The sequence below is a fragment of the Nostoc sp. FACHB-888 genome (genome assembly GCF_014696655.1).
Taxonomy (GTDB): Bacteria; Cyanobacteriota; Cyanobacteriia; order Cyanobacteriales; family Nostocaceae; genus Nostoc.
In genome coordinates this window covers 1-19,127 of record NZ_JACJQM010000005.1, presented here as the reverse complement: position 1 = coordinate 19,127, position 19,127 = coordinate 1, and the positions used below count along the sequence as shown (strand labels likewise).

Here is a 19,127-nt window from a genome sequence, read left to right as displayed (position 1 = left end):
TTTTTTCGAGGTTGAAATTTAATGTTTACTTTAAATCGTTTGCAATCTGGAACAGCTGCACTCATGGCTTTAAGCGTCACAGTCGGTACTGTAGCGCCTTTCATTACAGCTTCGCCATCTTTTGCTCAAACTAGTTTTTCTGATGTTTCATCTAACTATTGGGCGGCACAATTTATTCAACAATTATCAAGGCGAGGTGTAATTGCCGGATTTCCTGATGGTAGCTTCCGTCCTGAAGAACCTGTGACACGCGCTCAATTTGCCGCTATGGTCAACAAAGCTTTCCAAAAAGCACCGCAACGGCAAGCAATCAATTTTGCTGATGTGCCCAGCAACTATTGGGCATCCAGTGCCATTGGGCAAGCCTATACCATTGGTTTCTTATCGGGATACCCTGGTAATCGCTTTGAACCTAACCAAGCTATACCCCGCCAGCAGGTTTTGGTTTCTCTCGCTAACGGTCTAGAATATGCTCCTAGCGGTAATACCGAAAGCACTCTGCAATACTTCAACGATGCTTCTAACATCGCTAGCTATGCCCGTAGCCCGATCGCAGCAGCAACTGAAAAGCAAATTGTGGTGAACTATCCTAATGTGAAGTTCCTGAATCCAACAGCAACCGCCACTCGCGCCCAGGTAGCAGCTTTTATCTATCAAGCATTAGTTAGTTCTAACCAAGCCTCAGCAATTAACTCGCCCTATGTCGTCGCTGTCGGGTCTACTACTACCCCAACACCTATAGCTGTGACAATTCCTCAAGGGACTGCTATCCCCGTGAAGTATGACAAGGCAGATAAAATTCTGGTTACAAAGGATGAAACAGCGCCTTTGACATTGACAGTATCCCAAAACGTAATTACACAAGAAGGATCTGTAGTGATTCCTGCTGGTAGCCAGGTTATTGGTCAACTAAAACCTGCTACAGGTGGTTCTCAATTCGTTGCCGAAAAACTGGTTTTGACTACAGGCCAAGAGTATCAACTGAACGCTAGCTCTGAAGTGATTACTAAAACTGAAAGAGTCAACAAGGGTACTAGTACTGGGTCAATTGTTAAAAATACTGTATTGGGCGCAGGTGCAGCCGCTGCGGTATCTGCTGTCACAGGCGATCGCGCCATTGCCACAGAAGAAGTGTTGGGTGGTGCTGGTATCGGTGCGTTGATTGGTTTGTTCTTCGGTAGAAATAGTGTTGACTTAGTAGCAATTGACCCAGATACCGATCTACAAATGACAATCAATCAAAATTTGTTGGTTTCGCTTAAGTAGTCATTAGTACGTCTAAAGTCGAATTGTAAGACTAGCGTAACTGCTGTATATTGTACATATGCAGCACTTACGCTAGTTTTTTTATCAAACTCAAAATTTTTATAGAATTGCTTAAACTAAATTTAACTTAGGCAAGTATTTTTTCACGCTATTTTTAATTTATGAAAGTCATAATCGCTCTCCAGAGGTAAGACGAGACTAATTTTATAAGGTTTATTAAAAATACAATTTTAGTACTTTCGTTCAACCGCTCAAATTAATCAGGTGGTAAAGAAAGAAGATAATTCTTATGAATCAAGATTTATTAAATTTTATTGAATTACTTAAAGGATTTGTCCCTGGAGTTAAGTTTACAGGTATTGAAATTCAGGATTTAAAAATTGCAGAGAATATCAATATCTCTGTTAATTTCAATTTCGGTACAATAGGTAATAAAAATAAGCCTATAGCTATAATTACTCCAAAAAACTCTAATAATAAAAGCTTAGAGATTAGAGCAGAGTAAAAATTTTGAATTTAGAAGAACAAATAATAGCCTTTATCGCCGCAATTGGGAAAAGGAAAATAATTCACCTACTCCAAGTTTTTTAGAAACACTCAAAGAACTACAGAACTTGGATAAGGATAAATTACCTGCTCGTTTTGTAAGAGGATTTTGGTACTTGGATAAAATATCTGAATTAGTTAATCGCTCTGTGCAATCTTCATCTTCGCAGAATTCATTCTCATTTAGTGAGTTACATCCTACAAACTTGGTTATTAGAGAGACAAATGGTGAGCCAGAAAATCTAACTATAAGGTTTCAGGCATACAAGACGGAAGAGTATTATAGGAAGGATTTAAGAAGTGACTCTGTATATACAAAAATTACTCGTGATATGGGAAATCCTTTTGTCCCAAATTATTTAGCGTTTCTGCGTCGAAAAATTAAAATTAAAGAATTAGAAAATAAACAATATGAATATCAATTTTTAGATTCGTCTTCTTATAAAAATAATATTGAAAAGGGAGATTGGATTATAATAAAGCCTCAAAATAATACTACAAATGTATTGTTGCAAGTTGAATCTTCAGAAGGCTCTAATTTAACTTATAAACACGTCTCGTTTGAGGAAGATAATAATGATGAAGTATCGACAATTATAAACAATATTACTAATCCTGAAATAGTAAGGGAAGTTGTGTACTATCAAAATATTGAACCTAGTGTTTATTATTTAAACATGATCGGAATTTATATATATAATATATTTTTCGTAGGTATTGAAAACAATACTTACAGTAAACCAGGAATAAATGATATAATTAATAGTATTTTGAATATGAATAATTCTCTTAAGAATAAGAAGATAAATGTAATAGAACCATATAATAATGACCAAAAAAAGAATTTTTTTGATAACCTTGCTTTCAGCAAGCAGCCAAAAAATGTAAAAATGTCTAAAGTTAAAGAAATTCTTGAAAGAGTTGCTTATATGTATCTAAAACTGACTATTAAGGAAAGTGAGAATTCCTATTATAATAGTCGTAAAGAAGATAAGGAGCGAATTACTTTACTTCTTGAGGATCTTGAAAAACTCAAGCGTAATATTACTGATTTTATCAATAGCAATGAAATGCAGACTGTCCTTCTTAGATCATATCTTAGTGATGAGTTGCTTAAAGAAATACCAACACTGTCTCAATTAATAAATAATAGCCAGATAGGTGTATCTCTAGAGTTTGATAAGTTAACTTCTTCGCTGGTTGAAGTCCAGTCAGGTAATATGACAATACGCTTGGATGATATGCTAACTATAATGTGAATAAATACTTAGCTATTTTATCGTTAAAAATAATAATCTAAGGTTAGAATTTTGAGCAGCGTTAAAGATTAAAGGAAAACGGGATAACCTGTTCTGAATAAACTAACTTCCAACTTCCGGTAACCAAATAATAAACGTAGTTCCCGGCGTATCGGGTGAAGTTAGTTTGGAGTTGATTGCAGGGCTGAAAACCTCGATTTCGCCCTGCATTTGCTCTATTAATTGTTTTGCGATCGCTAACCCCAAACCAGTGCCGGGGATTTCTGTTTGCGCTTGTACACCCCGATAATGTCGTTCTCCAAGATGCTCTAAATCTTCGGGTGGAATGCCAGGCCCGTTGTCGCTGATGACAATTCCCTGAAAATTAGACTTTTTTTGCCCCGCTTGAATTAAAATTTTGCCCCCAGTGGGGGTATATTTTAATGCATTATCGATGATGTTAGTTAAAACCTCTTGTAATGCTTTGATGTTGGCACGTACTAAAGGTAAATTCTGTTGAATTTCAGTTATTAGTTTTAACTTTCGCTCTTGGGCGATCGCTTTAGCTGATATTAATAATGGTTCTAATATATCTGCTAAGGAGCAGTCAACTGCTTTATCTCCCGTTCCCGGCAATAATAGCGGTGGATTAGCGTCTTTTTGGATAGTTGCTTCCACAAATACTTCATGTCCGGGCAGATGTAGTGGTGCTAAATCTGCCTCTGTCAAATCAATTACTTGATCAAATTGTTGCAACAATTCTTGGAGGCGATCGCTTTCTCGCACAATACTAGTTGCCACATCTCGGTTGGCATCTCCTGGCCTGAGCCGTTTCAATAGCAGTTTGCCAAAAGTCCGTAATGCTGTTAATGGGTTACGAAACTGATGTAACAGGTTATCCAGCAAATCTCGCTGTTTTTCTTGGAGAATTTGTTGCTCATGTAACTCATGCTCAAACCATGCTCGTCGCTGATCTAAAATACAAGCGATCGCTAATGTTTGGGCTATCTGTTGAATCTGACTTTCCTCCTGTTCATTCCATGCCCGGTCTTGCCTACCCGTTACCAGTAACCCCATCATCATACCCTCATAAACCAGAGGTAAAACAATTTGGTTGCCACTAAAAAGGTATTCCTCTTTTAGATGGGGTTGAGACGCCTCAAACTCCTGCGACGAGGTTGGAGATTCTAATCCTGCTGTCAATAACCTTCTTTGTTGATTAGGTAATATAAACACATTTCCAACTTGAAGTTGCTTATATGCTGTCGCCTCAGCAGTTTCCTCCCCTGGGGGTAATAATGCTATTTCCGGATAAATCACTACAGGAATCAGTTTGGCCTCACCTGAAGGAGTCTCTACCAATTCTTGTGTCAGGTACACAATACTTAAAGTTGCTCCCAGCCCTTGGGTTAGCAACGCTATTTGCTCTCGACACAGAGTAAGAAAATCGGAACTGGCAGACATTAACATTTTTAGCTTTTGCTCAAGATTACAGATTTTGAGGCATGATTAAGAGAAGATACTTAGTGTTTACCTCACTCATTTAATAAAGCTTAACTAAAATCTTCTACATGAAAGGTTTGTACCAAGGGATTATATTCTTGGGGGATTTTTTTATCTATCTTCAAAGGTATTAATTTTTTTACATTAAAAGGCTAAAACCTATTGATATTTTGAACTAGAACTTATATAATGGCGACGGATTTTGTAGCTATCACTACAATCTATAGCTTGAAAGAGGAGGACAATAGATTGGCAAGGAGACGCAAAAGGAAAAGTCGTCGTCGTCAGGAAGGACGGCGAATTTTGGAACATGTGCCTCAATATAGCATCGAAAGTGGCGAAGAAAAACCTGTGACAGCAGCGAGAAGATTTATTCAAGCTGAAGGTATTTTGCCACCTGCGTTGCTACTCGTAAAGCGAAACGAACACACTACAGATCGTTATTTCTGGGCAGAAAAAGGACTGTTTGGTGCTCAATACGTAGAGGAGAACCATTTCTTGTTTCCTAGCTTAAGGGTATTAGAACCCTCGCCAGGTCAAGAACCTCTTGCTTTAGCTAGTCGGTGAACCATAAACGGTCATCTTACGCATTGAATATGGCTCCTGACTATCATTAACTGGCAAAATTGCTAAGTTTATGCAGAATTTAATCTTTTTTTAGTTTGGAGTTGATTTGCTTTTTAAGGCTAGTCCAGGTAGTTGGAAAGTTAATTTATCTCAAACCACGCTATATTGCATGGATTGATGCTATTTTGACGAAGCAGAAGGGAGTGGGTATAAAGCCAAGCGCGTCCAAAAGCGCTAGTGAAGTTGTGCTCTTATGCCGTGAATTGTTAACCAAGCTCTGTCAACAAATTTAAGTTAATGAATTTAAATTTTTCCCCACAACTTTTGTCGTGGGGAAAACTGACAAAGCAGAAGTCTTGATTTCCTCCTTCCTACTTTCCATTGCCTAAAGAGTAGGTCAGGTCAGAAGTCTGCATATCATAGTTAATAGATCGTCATAAAAACCAAAAATTATTCCCCAGCCTTGAGCTGTAGAGTTCTCTGTAACTCGCCCAGTTCATCTCGATGGGCAACTACAGTGATTTTACTTGAGGGGGTTTGTTTGCTCTGAGTTGTTTCTACTTTGAGCGACACCTTCTCAAGTCTCCCAGATTTTTTCCAATAAAATAGGCCACTTAAAGGCGACAGCAGTACCATAGCCAGAACAAAGGTACTTAGGTTAGGAAAAAGCAGATACACGACTAGTGATAGACAAACAATACCAGTCGCTGCCAGCAGAGTTAAAAATATAGCTAAGAACCAACTGGGGCGAACATTACCTTCAAAAGTCACTTTGTTTTGTTCTCGGTCTACCTCTGCCACTCGGTAAGACCGTGAGCGAAAATACTCTTGTAATTGAGACATTAAAGCAGCTTCGTCTTGCTCAGATACCAGTTGCGCTGTTTCTATGCGGTCTTTAGTCGAGGCACGAATAAAGAAAAACAGCCCAACCGATAACAACAAGGTTAGCAGGAACGTAGATGGCAGAATAGCAGTATCCATAACTAAATTGTTACTGTTTGACTGGAGGAGACTTATTCATTATCAATCATTCGTTACTTTGTCTTCCTGTTGATGTAGTCAAGCCATTGAAAAGCTAACTCTTGCGCTTGAACTTGCCATTCTGGAGAAACTTGGTACATCCGCCTAGGGCGTCCTCGTCCTTCCAGTTTCTTCCAATATCCAGTGATTGCCCTTTGGTCTTCCAGAAATTTGATTGCACTATAAAGTACGGTATCCGAAAGCCTATAGGTTGGATATTCAGTTTCTAATTGCTCAATCAACTCGGTTCCGTAGGATTCACCTTGTAACAAAACAGACAGTATGTAACAAACTGCTACTTCCTGACAAAGGTAAGTTGGCGGAGGATTCTCAAAGAATTGATATATATCCTCAAGTTTCATGGTTAGTGAATGGCTAAAAAAATGCCTTAGGGTCGGTCTACAATCCTTGTAGTCAGTATACAGTGCTACCGCTAAGTAAGCAATGTATATAAAACTACTTACAATAGATTTCCAAAGCGTAAATACGAAATAATTACCCACGCCTGTGAAGTTGTGGGACGAGTTTGCGAGTTTTAGGGGCACAGAATAATGTACTCCTACTTAAGCTCGATACGGTGTGGTGAGGAGCGAACAGACAGTGGCAAAGTCACTGTCTTGGTGTTAAGTGATGCCGAGCTAGTTAGAACTGCTTAAGCAATAAAATGCCATCGAAGAAATTTTACAGGTAAAATGCTATTTTGTCTGTAGAACTTAATAAACACTTTGTTTTAGAGTGATTTTCTCAATGCAGATTCCAAAAGCTTAAGCTAAGGAATATGTCTGAGTTAAAGTCACTATGCCTGTGGACATATTTATTTAAGTAGTAACCATTGCTGATTTGCTGGACAAGATAATCTCTTGTCCTATTTGGTATATGTGATAGTAAATTGATCAAAGAAGACGCAAAGACTAGAGCATCTATTCAGGAATCAAAAACGTAACCCCCTAGCTGAGGTTCTTCCAGGATTACTGAATTGGTGCTCTAGGAGAGCCAGAGACGCGGAGTGTGATACCTCTCAACAAAGTTCTCCTTGTCCCCGTGTCCTTTAATCAAGCGCCCAGCACATTAGTGATCAGTATGTCACAGACTCCCGATGCTCCATCATCTTCCTCAACTCTCCGGGCAATTGCCCAAACTTTTCGCCTTACAGGTTGGATTAGCTTCTGGATTCAGCTAGTGCTAGGCGTTGTTTCTAGCATAATTGTGTTGCTGTTTGCCATCTTTAATCAAAGAAGTGGCAGTTCTAGTAATAATCCTGGGACTGGCTTTGGTGTATTTTTAGCAATTTGTGGACTGGTTGTTTTAGGTGGGGGCATTTATTTAGCTTACCGTTACACTAGAATTGGCAAGCAATTGGAATCCTCCAATCCCAGTAACCGCCCTCGCAAAAGCGAGACTGTGCAAGTATTACGCTTAGGGCTGTGGCTGAATTTAGGGGGAACACTGGTAACTCTTTTGGGGGCGCAAGCGATCGTTGGTACACTGGTAGCAAGATCCATATCTCCCCAAGCCATAACTACCCAATTTTTTGACCCTACCCGGATTATTAGCGGTCTAGATATGCTTGTGGTGCAGGCAAACACCAACACCGTTTCAGCACATTTTGCAGGGCTTATTGCATCATTATGGCTACTGAATCGGATTAACCGGCCCTAATATTAAGTGCTGAAGTTGATCATATTTTTCCGAAACGGGCAAAACTGGGTGTGAAGACTACTACATAATCCTTGAAAAACATACTGCTAGTACAGCACTGCGTAATTCAAATCAATGGAACGCTTGCGGTATAGGAGTTACGAATTACGTTAGCGAGTCAAAAAAGCGGCACGCTGCGTCAAGCACGATACCTGTAAGGGTACGAGCATAATTACGAATTCCGCCAAGTTGTATTGGTGATGCCAAAACTAGCACTGGGATAATATGTACCTTTTTGGGAAGTATGACACTATGAGAAATCAATCAGCACAGAAATTTAATCAAGACGTATGGAGATTTGGCGTACAGGTTTTCTTTAGTAGCATCGTATTGGGACTGTGCATTTTCAAGCTTGGCTCACCAGCAGATGATAAAAATATTGCGCTCTACTGGGGTGGTTTATCAGGTGTGCTTGCCTACTGGTTGCCTTCACCTGGACAAACCAGAGACGATAAGGAACCACCGAATATCACTCAAAGGACGTTTGCAGCCACTGATAATAATGGTAATGGTAATGGTCAGAGTCTTGGTCAGTTTTCTGAAACGACAGTGACTCAAAATAAGAGTTTATGATTAGCTAAATAGATTATTATATGGTTTCTTAGCCCTGGCAGTGATGCTAGGGTAAAATCTTGATTAAGAGATTAAGACTGAATTTTTCTAATAAACTTTGTTTTTCCAGTCACAGCCAACCAAAATTACTATATGCTAAATGCTTATGTGTTAACTGTATTGACAGGAAGATTTTAGGCTAAAAACTGAGAAAAATCTGTGCTGGATATTAAGCAAATACGGGAAAATCCGCAATTAGTTCAAGAACGACTGAATAGTCGTAATGGTAAATACGACATTGAACCGATTTTACAGTTAGATCGGCAGCAACGAGAACTAGAGGGGACACGCAGTCAACTTCAAGCTCGGAGCAACGAAATTGGTAAAATTGTTGGGCAAAAGATTAAATCTGGAATTAATCCTCAAGACCCAGAAATTCAAGCTTTGCGGGATGAAGGTAACTCTGTCAAGGCTACATTGAGCGAACTGGAACCCCAAGAAAAAGACCTCAAAGCTGAAATTGCCCAACTTGTGTTGGCACTTCCCAATTTACCAAGCGACTCTACACCCCTTGGTAAAAATGAGGAAGATAACGTAGAGGTGCGCCGTTGGGGTGATGAATACATTCCCCAAAATCCGAATATTCTCCCTCACTGGGAAATCGGCGAAAAGCTAGGTATTCTCAATATTGAACGGGCTGTTAAAGTTGCCCAAAGTCGCTTTGTGACATTGATAGGCGCTGGTGCAGCATTAGAGAGGGCATTAATTCAATTTATGCTGTCTCTCCATACTCAAGCGGGTTATGTGGAAGTCAGTCCACCGTTGTTAGTGAATACCGAGTCTTTGACGGCGACCGGTCAGTTACCCAAGTTTGCTGAAGAAAGCTTTAAATGCGCTGATGATGACTTGTGGCTGATTCCTACGGCTGAAGTCCCAGTTACAAATCTTTATCGGGGCGAAATTCTCGCTGCTGAAAACTTGCCTATCTACCACTGTGCTTTTACTCCCTGTTTTCGCCGCGAAGCTGGTAGCTATGGACGTGATATGCGGGGATTAATTCGCCTCCATCAATTCAATAAAGTGGAAATGGTGAAATTTGTCGAACCCAGTACATCTTTTGATGAACTGGAGAAATTGGTAGGGAATGCAGAAGCAATCTTACAGGCGTTGAAGTTGCCTTACCGAGTAGTAAATTTAAGTAGTGGGGATTTGGGATTTGCTTCTACCAAAACTTATGATTTAGAGGTTTGGTTGCCCTCTTCTGGCAAATACCGCGAAATTTCTAGCTGTTCCAATACTATAGATTTCCAGGCGCGACGAGCTGATATTCGCTTCAAAGAAACAGGGAAGAAAGGCACTCAGTTTGTACATACCCTGAATGGTTCGGGTTTAGCTGTGGGACGGACAATGGCAGCAATTTTGGAGAATTATCAGCAGGCTGATGGGACGGTGAGGATACCAGAAGTGTTGCAACCTTACTTGGGGCGTGAAGTATTATGATTGGTCATTAGTCTTTTATTAATGCCCCATGCCCAATGCCCAATGCCCAATGCCCAATGCCCAATTAGAATGGAGATAACTACAGCTTAATATTTTCACTAATTTACTCTATGTCAGTTTTAGCAGCGATCGCAGTTTTGGCTGTTTTAATCTTGGTACACGAGTTGGGACATTTTGTTGCAGCCCGTTCTCAAGGCATTCTCGTTAACCGCTTTTCTTTGGGTTTTGGCCCAGTTCTTTTGAAGTATCAAGGTTCACAAACCGAATATGCTGTCCGCGCCTTTCCCTTGGGCGGCTTTGTGGGCTTTCCCGATGATGACCCCGATAGCGATGTTCCACCCAATGACCCAAATCTGCTGCGTAATCGTCCAATTTTAGACCGAGCGATCGTTATCAGTGCTGGAGTGATAGCAAATTTAATATTTGCCTATTTGGTGCTGGTTCTGCAATTAGGTATCGTTGGCATTCCCAAGGAATTCAACTATAAAGCTGGTGTCGTTGTCCAGCCTGTTAATCAAGAATCTGTTGCCTACCAAGCAGGAATTCGGGAAGGAGATATTATTCTGGCTGTTAACGGTCAAGAACTCCCGGCTTCTGACAAGTCAACTCCTTTGTTGACAAAAGAAATTCAAACTCATCCAAATCAGCAAATCGAACTGAAAATTCAGCGTGAAAACCAACAACAATCCATAAAATTAACGCCAAAAGAGGGAGCCGATGGCAAAGGTGTAGTTGGTGTGGCGCTTAGTCCCAATGCTACAGCAATTTATCGCCGTCCTAATAGCCCTTTTGAAATTTTCGGTCTTGCTGCTAACAGGTTTCAACAATTATTTGTTGGGACACTGAGCGGTTTTGGACAGTTGATTACCAACTTTCAACAAACTGCTGGACAAGTTTCTGGGCCAGTTAATATTGTCAAAATTGGTGCAAAATTAGCTGAGGACAATACTGTAAATCTGTTGTCTTTTGGCGCAATTATCAGCATTAACTTGGCTATTATCAATATTTTGCCTTTACCAGCCTTGGATGGCGGACAACTGGCTTTCCTGCTGATTGAAGGTCTGCGCGGCGGTAAGCCTGTTCCGGCTCGCATTCAAGAAGGTGTAATGCAAACTGGTTTAGTGTTACTCTTAGGGTTAGGAATTTTTCTGATAGTTAAAGAAACTACTCAATTAACTAGCCAATTGGAGTGGGTACAAAAATTGTTCCAGTGAGCATTACCCGCAAATCGTTATCTAAAAAGCAACGGGCGATAGAAATTTTAGCTCGCCTGAAGCGTCTTTATCCGGATGCTACTTGCTCTTTGAACTACTCAACGCCAGTACAATTGTTGGTGGCAACTATTCTATCTGCTCAGTGTACTGATGAGCGGGTGAATAAAGTTACACCAGCTTTATTTGAGCGGTTTCCTGATGCTGCTAGTTTAGCGATCGCTGACTTGGTAGAATTAGAAAACTTGGTGCGTTCAATAGGGTTTTATCGCAATAAAGCCAAGAACATTCAAGCCGCCTGTCGGATGATTGTTAACGAGTTTGACTCTGTTGTTCCCAACCAAATGGAACAGTTGTTAAAGCTTCCAGGTGTGGCGCGAAAGACAGCAAATGTAGTTCTGGGTCATGGTTACGGCATTAATGTTGGCGTAACGGTAGATACTCATGTCAAGCGTCTATGCGAACGCTTAGGTTTAACTGAGCATAAAGACCCTGTTCGGATTGAGCAAGATTTAATGGTTTTACTGCCGCAGCCTGATTGGGAAAATTGGTCAATTCGGCTGATTTATCATGGTCGTGCTATTTGTAAAGCACGCTCTCCCGTCTGTATTGCTTGTGAGCTTGCCGATTTATGTCCTGCTGCTAATAAGCCAGTGGTTGTAGGGTAAGCGACACAAGTAACCCCAGAATTGATGGAGAAACTGTAGAATAGAGAACGGTGTCTTTAAATAAGTTCGAGAATAATGGCAAAAAAGAGCATGATTGAGCGCGAGAAAAAGCGCACTAGGTTGATAGAAAAGTATGCTGACAAGCGGGAAGCTCTTTTGGAAGAGTTCAAAAGTGCAGCATCTCCCCTAGATAAGTTGGAAATCCACCGCAAGATTCAACAGCTACCCCGGAATAGTGCGCCCACCCGCCACCGCAACCGTTGTTGGTTGACTGGTCGTTCTAGAGGTGTTTACCGCGATTTTGGGTTGTCTCGGAACGTGCTGCGCGAATGGGCACATGAAGGTCTTTTGCCTGGAGTTGTTAAGTCTAGTTGGTAGTTAAGAGTCATTAGTCATTGGTAAATAACAAAGGACTAATGACAAATAACAAAAATTATTGACCACAACATTTATCAATTCCCAGACTCTCTAAGAGTAGATCGCTGACGGCGTTAGCGATCGCAAACTCTCCATAGAAGCTATTGGAAAAATCATACGACTGCATCTCTGTGACAATGGCAATTACCAGAGAACCAAGGTCATTTTCTCCTTCCATCCGTTGACGCACAAAAATCTGTGCTGCTCGTTGGGCAATATTTTGGTTGACTGCTTCGGGGATAAATTCTGTATCTAGCCATCGTTGTAAGCGTTCTCGTAACCATTCACCTTCGAGTAGAGGGTTTTCAGGCGGTGGTAAGGTAATGGGTGGAATTGGTTGAGTCATCTTTTTTATTTTAAACGCAGAGGGACGCGGAGGGAAACGCAGAGGAACGCGGAGGATGATTGATAGGATCAAATGGCGTTTCTCTGGTGTTTTTTTTTATATTTATTTATGGAATATGATATCGCGGCTATTGTTGAGGGTTATGCACAAGGCTATTTTCTCATGGCTGATGAGTGCGATCGCCTGAGTTGGTACGGAAGTTGCGATCGGACTTTTATTCCTTTGGATGAACGGTTTCGTTACCCTAAGTCTTTGCAGCGTGTCCTGAATCAAGAGCGTTTTAGTGTGGCGATTAATCGGGACTTTCAAGCTGTGGTGGCTGGGTGTGCTGACAGAGAGACAACTTGGATTTCACCGGAATTGCAAAAGATTTACTGGCTACTTTACCAGAGTGGTTATGCTTTTAGTTTTGAAACTTGGCAGGGTGATGAGCTAGCTGGAGGAATTTTAGGGATTGTTATTGGCGGTGCTTTCATTGGCGAGTCGATGTTTTACCGCATTCCCGAAGGTTCTAAGGTGGCGATGGTAAAGTTGGTGGAAAGATTGCGTCAGAGGAAATTTGTGTTTTTTGATGCCCAAATGATGAATCCGCATTTGGAGAGGTTTGGGGCTTATCAGGTTGAGGATGAAGAATATCAAACTTTACTTAAGCAAGCGTTGCAACGTACTTGTAACTTAGTGTAGGTGTATAAAGATAAGTCAAGTTACTTTTATGCTGTCTGTAGGGTATAGGGTAACACTTGAAGCATAGTAATATATATGTGTTATAAATATCAAAGATTATATCAGGATCACTACCGACATGGATTTATCTGTACTGGCTTTACAAACAGTAAATATTGTGATTTATACAATTGATAAGGTTACAGATGGCGCTTTGGAGAAGGCATATAATAGAGTTATCTAAAAAAACAATCTCAAATAGATAGCTTAGAAAAATTAATATCTAAGTTACAAAAAGATATTCAAAATTCAGCAGATATTGAGCAAATAAAACAAAGAGAAATTAATTATTTAGAAAACAAATTGTCCCAACTAAATCAACAGAAATCAGATTTAGAGAAAAGAATTCAAGATATTAATGACTATGGCCAAAGTAAAAAATCCGAAGTTGAAAACTTGCAAATTGAAAAGTCTCAGCTAAGTTCTCAGAAATCAGAGTTACAACACCAATACCAAGTATTATATCAAAACTATCAACAGCAACAAAATGAGATAGCTAAATTGAAGGAGCAGATAAAAAATCTTTCTCAAATTAGTCGTTCTGAATCCTCTAGCCCTACCAATAGAACACTACAACAGCCTATTAAGGAAACTAGGGAAAAAATAACTCCCGAAGAGTATGATAAAATCTATAACAAGGATGACTATATACCCGTAAAAGCACATTATCGAAATGGATCACCTGTCAAAGCACACTACAGAAGACGACGAGCTAGATGAGCATACAGCCGCGTAATCAATATCTTAATTCTTTTCTGGAGAGGGCGATCACCATTTTATAACAGATATTGTAGGTTAGATTTACTAGCTAAAACCAACAAATTTTATGCTCATAATGCAAAGAAGCATCACATATAGTGAGTTAAAGACTATTTCCGAGTGAAACCGTATGTCAGACTTACTTGGAAGAATTACAGTTAATCCCAAACAATGTGGTGGTCGTCCCTGTATCCGGGGCATGAGAATTCGGGTATCAGATGTACTCGACTTGTTTGCGGCTGGACTGAGTGCCGAACAAATCTTAGAAGAAATGCCCGATTTAGAAGCGGATGATCTTAAAGCAGCACTTGTGTACGCTTCACGTAAGCTCAATCATCCCGTTTTGGTTGCATGACAATCTGGGTAGATGCACATCTGTCACCGACAATTGCAAGTTGGATCACCATCACATTTGGCATAACGGCATTAGCTTTGCGTGATGTTGGCCTGAGAGATGCCGAAGATCCAGAGATTTTCGAGGTAGCGAGGGCTAGAGGAGTCATATTCATCACCAAAGACAGTGACTTTGCTGACTTAGTTGATCGTTTTGGAAGTCCACCACAAGTTATCTGGTTGACGTGTGGTAATACTTCAAATGCCCGATTGAAAGAGATTCTGAATTTAACATTGCCAGAAGCATTAGAGCTTTTGCAAGCTGGTGAAGCGTTAGTTGAAATCAGAGGGGATTAACGGTGCAGGCTAATAAAAGCGATCGCAGTCTAACAAATACATTGCACCGGAATGTAGTCAATCTGTTGTGTTGAGGTTTCTTGGGCTACCCTAAAGATATAATCGGTAAACTAGCCTTGCTATGAGTGTTGTAATCTCAGACGAAATTCTACAAGCATCTCAGCTTACCCCAAGCGAGTTTTGTCAAGAAATTGCACTGTTCCTATTCCAGACAGGACGCTTAACGATAGGCTATGCCAGTCAGCTAGCGGATATGCAACCTAATACCTTTCGCCAACTCCTCAAGCAGCGAAACATCCCTCTCTACTCCTACGATGTTGAAGACTTTGAATTGGATTTGAAAAATCTGCGAGAGCTTGGAAGGCTTTGATTGTTATCAGCGATACGTCGGCAATCACAAATTTGGCAGCAATTCAACACTTGCAACTTCTGCCTCAACTCTACACTCAAGTCACCATTCCCGAAGCAGTATATTGTGAGCTTACCGATATTGATCCTCCCGTTCCGGGAACCTCTGAAGTTAAAACTGCTTCTTGGCTGGAAGTTCTACAAGTTGCAAGCCGTGAGATTGTTGAACGCCTTCGAGATAAGGTGAGATTAGATCCTGGAGAGTGTGAGGCGATCGCCCTCGCCTTAGAATTGAGTGCTGATTTGCTATTGATTGATGAGCGTCGAGGCCGAGCAGAAGCCAATCGCCTGGGGTTGAGGATTACTGGATTGCTGGGTATTTTGATGAGGCGAAACACCAAAATCTTATCGTTGCTGTCAAACCGTTGATGGATACCTTGATTACTACATCAGAGTTTAGAGTCTCTCCAGCCTTATACAATCAGATTTTAGATATGGTAAATGAAGGTTGAGTAAGCAATATAATCTTTCTAAGAAGGATACAGCGATCGCACTCTCAAATCCCTTACACTTTTTCTTCAGTAACTAATGTCAGACTAACCCATTCGCCTTTATCGTTATAGCTGCGAATCATCCTCTGACGCATATTTGGCTGGATTAACCAACCCGCTTCCAAAAATAATGGTTGACGTAATTGCACCTTGAGGGGAGAAGTTGCAGAAGCGCCATCAGGTAACAATAATACTTGTACTTGCTTTTCGGGATCTTGGTCAAAAAGAATGATGGAACCTTTGATAGTAGCAGTTGAGGTAATTGTACGTTCCCCAAAAGAGGTACTTTGAATTAATCGCCCAGTATCATCAAGTTGTATTTTCAAAGTTGTAGAGTAAATATCAGGCGATCGCAAATCTCGATATATTGTCACTGCTTCGCCAAGCCATTCTCCCAACAAGTCATTTACTTGCAAGGGTGGACGTTTTGCTGCTGCGGTTCTGGCTAGATGTTCTCGAATCAAAACTAGTCTACTTAGATTACCAGTCTTATCAAACAGTTGCACCAGGCGTAAGCGGTGATTTCCATGAACAAAAGCGAGTTCTGCACCGAATTCTGAAAATGGCCCTAGTTGAATTAAACCTTCAGAAAATGAACCATTTTCAAAAAACAGTAGACCCCCTCCCACAGAACTATATTCTTTGACTAAATCATCTCGTCCCGAACGACACAAAGTTAAGCGCACTGTTTGGTTATTGTTCAAACCTTCTAGGGAAAGATGGCTAGGAGTATCGTTCAGAAGTGTACCTTCAGGAGAAAAATTGGTAAATGAACCTTCCCAGACACCGAGATTTTGCAGAAAACATTCCCATTGCGATTTCATAAGGTTTTGTCATTTGTCATTTGTCCTTTGCAATGCCCAATGATTAACGATTAACCCTTGGCAAAACGTCGGACAGCGAATAAGCTTCCTATTAATCCTACAGCTGCACCAAAGCTTAAGAGAATCAGGGGCAATAGTAATATTTCTCTTGGAGTGAGTTGCACTCCGTTGGTGATAGCTTGAATAAACTCAGGTTGATTAGCTAGCAACTTACCGATAAACTGTTGAATTACAGAAATAAAACTCCAAGCGATCGCACCACCAACTAAACCAAAAGCAATTCCTTGTAAAATAAACGGCAGGTAAATCCAAACGGAGGTTGCTCCCACTAGTTGCATAATTTCAATTTCTTGCCGTCGCGCCATGACAATCAGCCGAATTGTCGTAGTAGTCACTGCGATCGCTGTTAAAGTCAGAATAATCGTAATTGTTAAAGTAATCCAGTTCAGACCTTGGTGTAATTGAGCAATGCGTTTGACTGCTTCATCCACATACTGCACCGTTTCAACTCCTCTTAACTTGGCCAGTTGCGTTGCCAAAGTTGGTACAACTTGAGAATTACGCGCTTTCACCTTAATCTCATCAACCAAAGGATTCTCACCTAGCTGCTCGGTAGCACCTTCAATATCAGAAATTTTCATTTCCTTAACTAACTTAGTCCAAGCCTGCTCTTTGGTAATGGTTTGCATCGTCGCTACCTCTGGCATTTTTGCGATCAGTGGCTCAATGGTTTCGGCTTGCCTATCTGGTTCGAGATAAACTGAAACTTCTAGCTGGCTACCGAACTGATAGAGGAGTTTTTCAACTTGCCAAGAGGTTTGCAAACTCAAGCCAAATAAAAACAGTAACACCGTAACAGTACTTACAGCTGCCCAATTCATCCAACCTCCCCGCAATAAACCGAGGAAAGTTTCTTTGAGCAGGTAGTCAAGTTTGGTGAAAGACTTAAACATAATTCGTAATTCGTAATTCGTAATTAATAATTCCCAATTCCTAATTCCCAATTCCCAGCTTGATAGAATTAGAGTAGTAAGAATTTTCACCAATAGCCATCAAGACTCATGCCCTCTGAAATTGCTGTAGAGAAAAAAAAGTTAAAAAATCCACCTTTGGAGCTTCATTATTTAGGCGATCGCGTGCTGCGTCAAGCTGCAAAGCGAGTTCCCAAAGTAGATGACGAACTTCGCCAGATGGTGCGCGAAATGCTGCAAACCATGTACAGCAAAGATGGCATTGGTTTGGCTGCACCCCAAGTAGGAATTCACAAACAACTAATTGTCATCGATCTGGAACCAGAAAATGCAGCTAATCAGCCCTTGGTGTTGATTAACCCCACTATCAAACAGGTAAGCCGCGACATCTCTGTTGCCGAAGAAGGATGCTTGAGCATTCCCAACGTATATCTAAACGTAAAGCGCCCCGAAGTCGTGGAAATCGCCTATAAAGACGAGTATGGTCGTCCCCGGACATTAAAGGCTAATGACTTGCTAGGACGCTGCATTCAGCACGAGATGGATCACCTTAACGGCGTGGTATTTGTAGACCGTGTAGAAAACTCCTTGACTTTAGCCCAGGAGCTATCTAAGAATGGCTTCTCGTATCAAGCGGTGAAACCAATAGCATAGGGGATTAGTAGTGTATTTAACTCCAAAAAGCGGTTTATTTCTGGGTGGTTCTTGTGTAAGTGCGATCGCAGCTGTCGGTTCGATTTTTGAACTCAGCTACGGACGACCAGATTTTGGTTTCACAGCCACTGCGATTATCCTGGCATTGAGCATTCCACTCACAGGATTATTTTTCTTTGCCGCAGTGAAGGACGCAAGGGCTAACATGAAATAAGCATCAGGTATATAAAAAAGGTAAAAGGGTGAAACAAAGGTAAAGTTTATCCTTTTACCTTTTATTTTTACTCTGCATTTTCCACTGCACCTAAAGCTTTCAGCGTCACTAACTGCGCTACGGTTAACCCTGTTACCCCGGTGATATTCATTCCTTCATAGGGTCGTAGCGATGTCTACGACGGACTACGCCTACGCAGTGTTTTTCGACACTCACCTGTCAATACATCCCAAAGCTTAATTGTCTCATCTTGGCTACCACAAATCAGGGTTTGACCGTCGGGACTAAAGGCAACTGACCTGACCCAATTTGCCCCGTGCAAGGTTTCTCATTCAGTGAAGATGCTTGATATTCAAATTCGATAACTTGTTGTAACTTAGTGAGCTTACCTGGATCACTACCAGTAACATTAAATTTCTTTCTACGCTTCTCTACGAGAGGCTTCTCTTTCAGAGACGCTAACGCGAACACCAACGTGAACGGGAACTATAGGACTAATATTTGATTTCTGAAAAAGCTCCGTACATTTGAAGAGTGGTAAAATCAAAGGTAGTGTGTCGGATAAACCACTCAAACATCCACTTCACACGAGAGAAGGAAGGAATCAAAGCACAGAAACGCCGCACCCATGTTTTAGCTTGTAACCAAATATCCTCAATTGGATTTTGTGATGGGCAATTAGGAGCAAAACGGACGCAGTGAATTTTCCATTGCTCTGGTGGCAAACCTTCATTTACCTCGCCTAAAAAGCCTTGAACGGCATGAGAACGATGGTAAGAAGCACCATCCCAAAAAAGAAGTAATCGTTGGTTCGGGGACTGGTCTAATAAATAGCGTAGATAATCAATAGTATTGTCAGAA

26 protein-coding genes and 1 pseudogene are annotated in these 19,127 nt (G+C 40.8%); 19 read left to right on the top strand and 8 right to left on the bottom strand.

Translation table 11 applies throughout. The features are described from left to right. Positions 1-21: 21 nt before the first annotated feature. From H6G26_RS04865 to H6G26_RS04855, 3 genes are all read left to right on the top strand, one after another. Positions 22-1,266 (top strand): S-layer homology domain-containing protein, encoded by a 1,245-nt coding sequence (locus H6G26_RS04865; protein WP_190728179.1) that lies wholly within the window; start codon positions 22-24, stop codon positions 1,264-1,266. A 289-nt stretch (positions 1,267-1,555) separates the two neighbouring features. Next, positions 1,556-1,771 (top strand): hypothetical protein, encoded by a 216-nt coding sequence (locus H6G26_RS04860; RefSeq protein WP_190728178.1) that lies wholly within the window; start codon positions 1,556-1,558, stop codon positions 1,769-1,771. Positions 1,772-1,880: 109 nt separating this feature from the next. Then, positions 1,881-3,071 (top strand): hypothetical protein, encoded by a 1,191-nt coding sequence (locus H6G26_RS04855; protein ID WP_190728177.1) that lies wholly within the window; start codon positions 1,881-1,883, stop codon positions 3,069-3,071. A 102-nt stretch (positions 3,072-3,173) separates the two neighbouring features. On the opposite strand, the gene H6G26_RS04850 is transcribed toward H6G26_RS04855, so the two are convergent. After that, the gene (locus H6G26_RS04850) at positions 3,174-4,520 is read right to left on the bottom strand and encodes an ATP-binding protein (RefSeq protein ID WP_190728176.1); all 1,347 of its coding nucleotides are present in this window, start codon (positions 4,518-4,520) and stop codon (positions 3,174-3,176) included. Between the two features lie 282 nt (positions 4,521-4,802). Between H6G26_RS04850 and H6G26_RS04845 the strand changes: the two genes are divergently transcribed. Next, entirely contained in the window at positions 4,803-5,120 is a 318-nt protein-coding gene (locus H6G26_RS04845) for a DUF3155 domain-containing protein (RefSeq protein ID WP_041566316.1), read from the top strand. A gap of 450 nt (positions 5,121-5,570) precedes the next feature. On the opposite strand, the gene H6G26_RS04840 is transcribed toward H6G26_RS04845, so the two are convergent. Together H6G26_RS04840 and H6G26_RS04835 are read right to left on the bottom strand one after the other, a co-directional pair. Continuing rightward, positions 5,571-6,101: a cofactor assembly of complex C subunit B gene (locus H6G26_RS04840; protein WP_190728175.1), complete on the bottom strand. Its 531-nt coding sequence runs from the start codon at positions 6,099-6,101 to the stop codon at positions 5,571-5,573. A gap of 53 nt (positions 6,102-6,154) precedes the next feature. Further along, complete coding sequence (locus H6G26_RS04835) at positions 6,155-6,502, bottom strand: PadR family transcriptional regulator (protein ID WP_190728174.1); 348 nt, start codon at positions 6,500-6,502, stop codon at positions 6,155-6,157. A 718-nt stretch (positions 6,503-7,220) separates the two neighbouring features. Between H6G26_RS04835 and H6G26_RS04830 the strand changes: the two genes are divergently transcribed. The 6 genes from H6G26_RS04830 (at position 7,221) to rpsN (ending at position 12,147) form a co-directional block, all read left to right on the top strand. Further along, a complete protein-coding gene (locus H6G26_RS04830; protein WP_190728173.1) occupies positions 7,221-7,799 on the top strand; it encodes a DUF3611 family protein in 579 nt (192 codons plus the stop codon). A 291-nt stretch (positions 7,800-8,090) separates the two neighbouring features. After that, positions 8,091-8,411, top strand: coding sequence for a hypothetical protein (locus H6G26_RS04825; protein ID WP_190728172.1), 321 nt, complete (start codon positions 8,091-8,093; stop codon positions 8,409-8,411). Positions 8,412-8,609: 198 nt separating this feature from the next. Then, positions 8,610-9,890 (top strand): serine--tRNA ligase, encoded by a 1,281-nt coding sequence (gene serS, locus H6G26_RS04820; protein ID WP_190728171.1) that lies wholly within the window; start codon positions 8,610-8,612, stop codon positions 9,888-9,890. 110 nt (positions 9,891-10,000) lie between these two features. Further along, on the top strand, positions 10,001-11,104 hold the full coding sequence (gene rseP / locus H6G26_RS04815) for an RIP metalloprotease RseP (protein ID WP_190728170.1): 1,104 nt from the start codon (positions 10,001-10,003) through the stop codon (positions 11,102-11,104). Then, a complete protein-coding gene (gene nth / locus H6G26_RS04810) occupies positions 11,080-11,769 on the top strand; it encodes an endonuclease III (protein ID WP_190728169.1) in 690 nt (229 codons plus the stop codon). Before rseP ends, nth begins: the two co-directional genes overlap by 25 nt. Before the next feature lie 75 nt (positions 11,770-11,844). Next, positions 11,845-12,147 (top strand): 30S ribosomal protein S14, encoded by a 303-nt coding sequence (gene rpsN / locus H6G26_RS04805; protein WP_190728168.1) that lies wholly within the window; start codon positions 11,845-11,847, stop codon positions 12,145-12,147. Between the two features lie 55 nt (positions 12,148-12,202). Here the strand turns inward: rpsN and H6G26_RS04800 are convergent, their stop codons facing one another. Continuing rightward, entirely contained in the window at positions 12,203-12,532 is a 330-nt protein-coding gene (locus tag H6G26_RS04800) for a hypothetical protein (protein ID WP_012410384.1), read from the bottom strand. 108 nt (positions 12,533-12,640) lie between these two features. Here H6G26_RS04800 and aat point away from each other — a divergent pair, with 108 nt between their 5' ends. The 7 genes from aat (at position 12,641) to H6G26_RS42350 (ending at position 15,564) form a co-directional block, all read left to right on the top strand. After that, positions 12,641-13,216 carry a leucyl/phenylalanyl-tRNA--protein transferase gene (gene aat, locus H6G26_RS04795; RefSeq protein ID WP_190728167.1) on the top strand — a complete coding sequence of 192 codons (576 nt, stop codon included), beginning with the start codon at positions 12,641-12,643 and terminating at the stop codon, positions 13,214-13,216. A 342-nt stretch (positions 13,217-13,558) separates the two neighbouring features. After that, complete coding sequence (locus tag H6G26_RS04790) at positions 13,559-13,975, top strand: hypothetical protein (protein ID WP_190728166.1); 417 nt, start codon at positions 13,559-13,561, stop codon at positions 13,973-13,975. A 169-nt stretch (positions 13,976-14,144) separates the two neighbouring features. Further along, positions 14,145-14,369 (top strand): DUF433 domain-containing protein, encoded by a 225-nt coding sequence (locus H6G26_RS04785; protein WP_174712394.1) that lies wholly within the window; start codon positions 14,145-14,147, stop codon positions 14,367-14,369. Next, positions 14,366-14,704, top strand: coding sequence for a DUF5615 family PIN-like protein (locus H6G26_RS04780; RefSeq protein WP_190728165.1), 339 nt, complete (start codon positions 14,366-14,368; stop codon positions 14,702-14,704). Before H6G26_RS04785 ends, H6G26_RS04780 begins: the two co-directional genes overlap by 4 nt. A gap of 121 nt (positions 14,705-14,825) precedes the next feature. Continuing rightward, positions 14,826-15,074: a UPF0175 family protein gene (locus tag H6G26_RS04775; RefSeq protein WP_190728164.1), complete on the top strand. Its 249-nt coding sequence runs from the start codon at positions 14,826-14,828 to the stop codon at positions 15,072-15,074. Next, entirely contained in the window at positions 15,071-15,481 is a 411-nt protein-coding gene (locus H6G26_RS04770; RefSeq protein WP_242053587.1) for a DUF3368 domain-containing protein, read from the top strand. The genes H6G26_RS04775 and H6G26_RS04770 overlap by 4 nt, the downstream gene beginning before the upstream one ends. After that, entirely contained in the window at positions 15,481-15,564 is an 84-nt protein-coding gene (locus H6G26_RS42350; protein WP_242053592.1) for a hypothetical protein, read from the top strand. The genes H6G26_RS04770 and H6G26_RS42350 overlap by 1 nt, the downstream gene beginning before the upstream one ends. A 53-nt stretch (positions 15,565-15,617) precedes the next feature. Here H6G26_RS42350 and H6G26_RS04765 read toward each other — a convergent pair whose 3' ends face one another. Together H6G26_RS04765 and H6G26_RS04760 are read right to left on the bottom strand one after the other, a co-directional pair. Further along, on the bottom strand, positions 15,618-16,427 hold the full coding sequence (locus H6G26_RS04765) for a DUF3598 family protein (RefSeq protein WP_190728163.1): 810 nt from the start codon (positions 16,425-16,427) through the stop codon (positions 15,618-15,620). Between the two features lie 50 nt (positions 16,428-16,477). Then, the gene (locus tag H6G26_RS04760; protein WP_190728162.1) at positions 16,478-17,380 is read right to left on the bottom strand and encodes an ABC transporter permease; all 903 of its coding nucleotides are present in this window, start codon (positions 17,378-17,380) and stop codon (positions 16,478-16,480) included. A gap of 108 nt (positions 17,381-17,488) precedes the next feature. On the opposite strand from H6G26_RS04760, the gene def reads away from it, so the two are divergent. Together def and H6G26_RS04750 are read left to right on the top strand one after the other, a co-directional pair. Further along, the gene (def, locus tag H6G26_RS04755) at positions 17,489-18,052 is read left to right on the top strand and encodes a peptide deformylase (protein ID WP_190728161.1); all 564 of its coding nucleotides are present in this window, start codon (positions 17,489-17,491) and stop codon (positions 18,050-18,052) included. A gap of 10 nt (positions 18,053-18,062) precedes the next feature. Continuing rightward, entirely contained in the window at positions 18,063-18,266 is a 204-nt protein-coding gene (locus H6G26_RS04750; RefSeq protein ID WP_109011114.1) for a hypothetical protein, read from the top strand. A gap of 67 nt (positions 18,267-18,333) precedes the next feature. Here H6G26_RS04750 and H6G26_RS04745 read toward each other — a convergent pair. Together H6G26_RS04745 and H6G26_RS04740 are read right to left on the bottom strand one after the other, a co-directional pair. After that, positions 18,334-18,594 (bottom strand): annotated as a pseudogene (locus H6G26_RS04745) (hypothetical protein); the annotation flags it as partial. Positions 18,595-18,760: 166 nt separating this feature from the next. Continuing rightward, positions 18,761-19,127 (bottom strand): transposase (locus H6G26_RS04740; RefSeq protein WP_190728160.1); only part of this gene is annotated, 367 nt, incomplete at its 5' end.

Excerpts from the sequence above, each read along its gene's own strand:
- H6G26_RS04865 (WP_190728179.1), top strand. The coding sequence starts at position 22 with ATGTTTACTTTAAATCGTTTGCAATCTGGAACAGCTGCACTCATGGCT.
- H6G26_RS04860 (WP_190728178.1), top strand. The coding sequence starts at position 1,556 with ATGAATCAAGATTTATTAAATTTTATTGAATTACTTAAAGGATTTGTC.
- H6G26_RS04850 (WP_190728176.1), bottom strand. The coding sequence starts at position 4,520 with ATGTTAATGTCTGCCAGTTCCGATTTTCTTACTCTGTGTCGAGAGCAA.
- H6G26_RS04840 (WP_190728175.1), bottom strand. The coding sequence starts at position 6,101 with ATGGATACTGCTATTCTGCCATCTACGTTCCTGCTAACCTTGTTGTTA.
- H6G26_RS04835 (WP_190728174.1), bottom strand. The coding sequence starts at position 6,502 with ATGAAACTTGAGGATATATATCAATTCTTTGAGAATCCTCCGCCAACT.
- H6G26_RS04830 (WP_190728173.1), top strand. The coding sequence starts at position 7,221 with ATGTCACAGACTCCCGATGCTCCATCATCTTCCTCAACTCTCCGGGCA.
- H6G26_RS04825 (WP_190728172.1), top strand. The coding sequence starts at position 8,091 with ATGAGAAATCAATCAGCACAGAAATTTAATCAAGACGTATGGAGATTT.
- rseP (WP_190728170.1), top strand. The coding sequence starts at position 10,001 with ATGTCAGTTTTAGCAGCGATCGCAGTTTTGGCTGTTTTAATCTTGGTA.
- rpsN (WP_190728168.1), top strand. The coding sequence starts at position 11,845 with ATGGCAAAAAAGAGCATGATTGAGCGCGAGAAAAAGCGCACTAGGTTG.
- H6G26_RS04800 (WP_012410384.1), bottom strand. The coding sequence starts at position 12,532 with ATGACTCAACCAATTCCACCCATTACCTTACCACCGCCTGAAAACCCT.
- aat (WP_190728167.1), top strand. The coding sequence starts at position 12,641 with ATGGAATATGATATCGCGGCTATTGTTGAGGGTTATGCACAAGGCTAT.
- H6G26_RS04785 (WP_174712394.1), top strand. The coding sequence starts at position 14,145 with ATGTCAGACTTACTTGGAAGAATTACAGTTAATCCCAAACAATGTGGT.
- H6G26_RS04780 (WP_190728165.1), top strand. The coding sequence starts at position 14,366 with ATGACAATCTGGGTAGATGCACATCTGTCACCGACAATTGCAAGTTGG.
- H6G26_RS04775 (WP_190728164.1), top strand. The coding sequence starts at position 14,826 with ATGAGTGTTGTAATCTCAGACGAAATTCTACAAGCATCTCAGCTTACC.
- H6G26_RS42350 (WP_242053592.1), top strand. The coding sequence starts at position 15,481 with ATGGATACCTTGATTACTACATCAGAGTTTAGAGTCTCTCCAGCCTTA.
- H6G26_RS04765 (WP_190728163.1), bottom strand. The coding sequence starts at position 16,427 with ATGAAATCGCAATGGGAATGTTTTCTGCAAAATCTCGGTGTCTGGGAA.
- H6G26_RS04760 (WP_190728162.1), bottom strand. The coding sequence starts at position 17,380 with ATGTTTAAGTCTTTCACCAAACTTGACTACCTGCTCAAAGAAACTTTC.
- def (WP_190728161.1), top strand. The coding sequence starts at position 17,489 with ATGCCCTCTGAAATTGCTGTAGAGAAAAAAAAGTTAAAAAATCCACCT.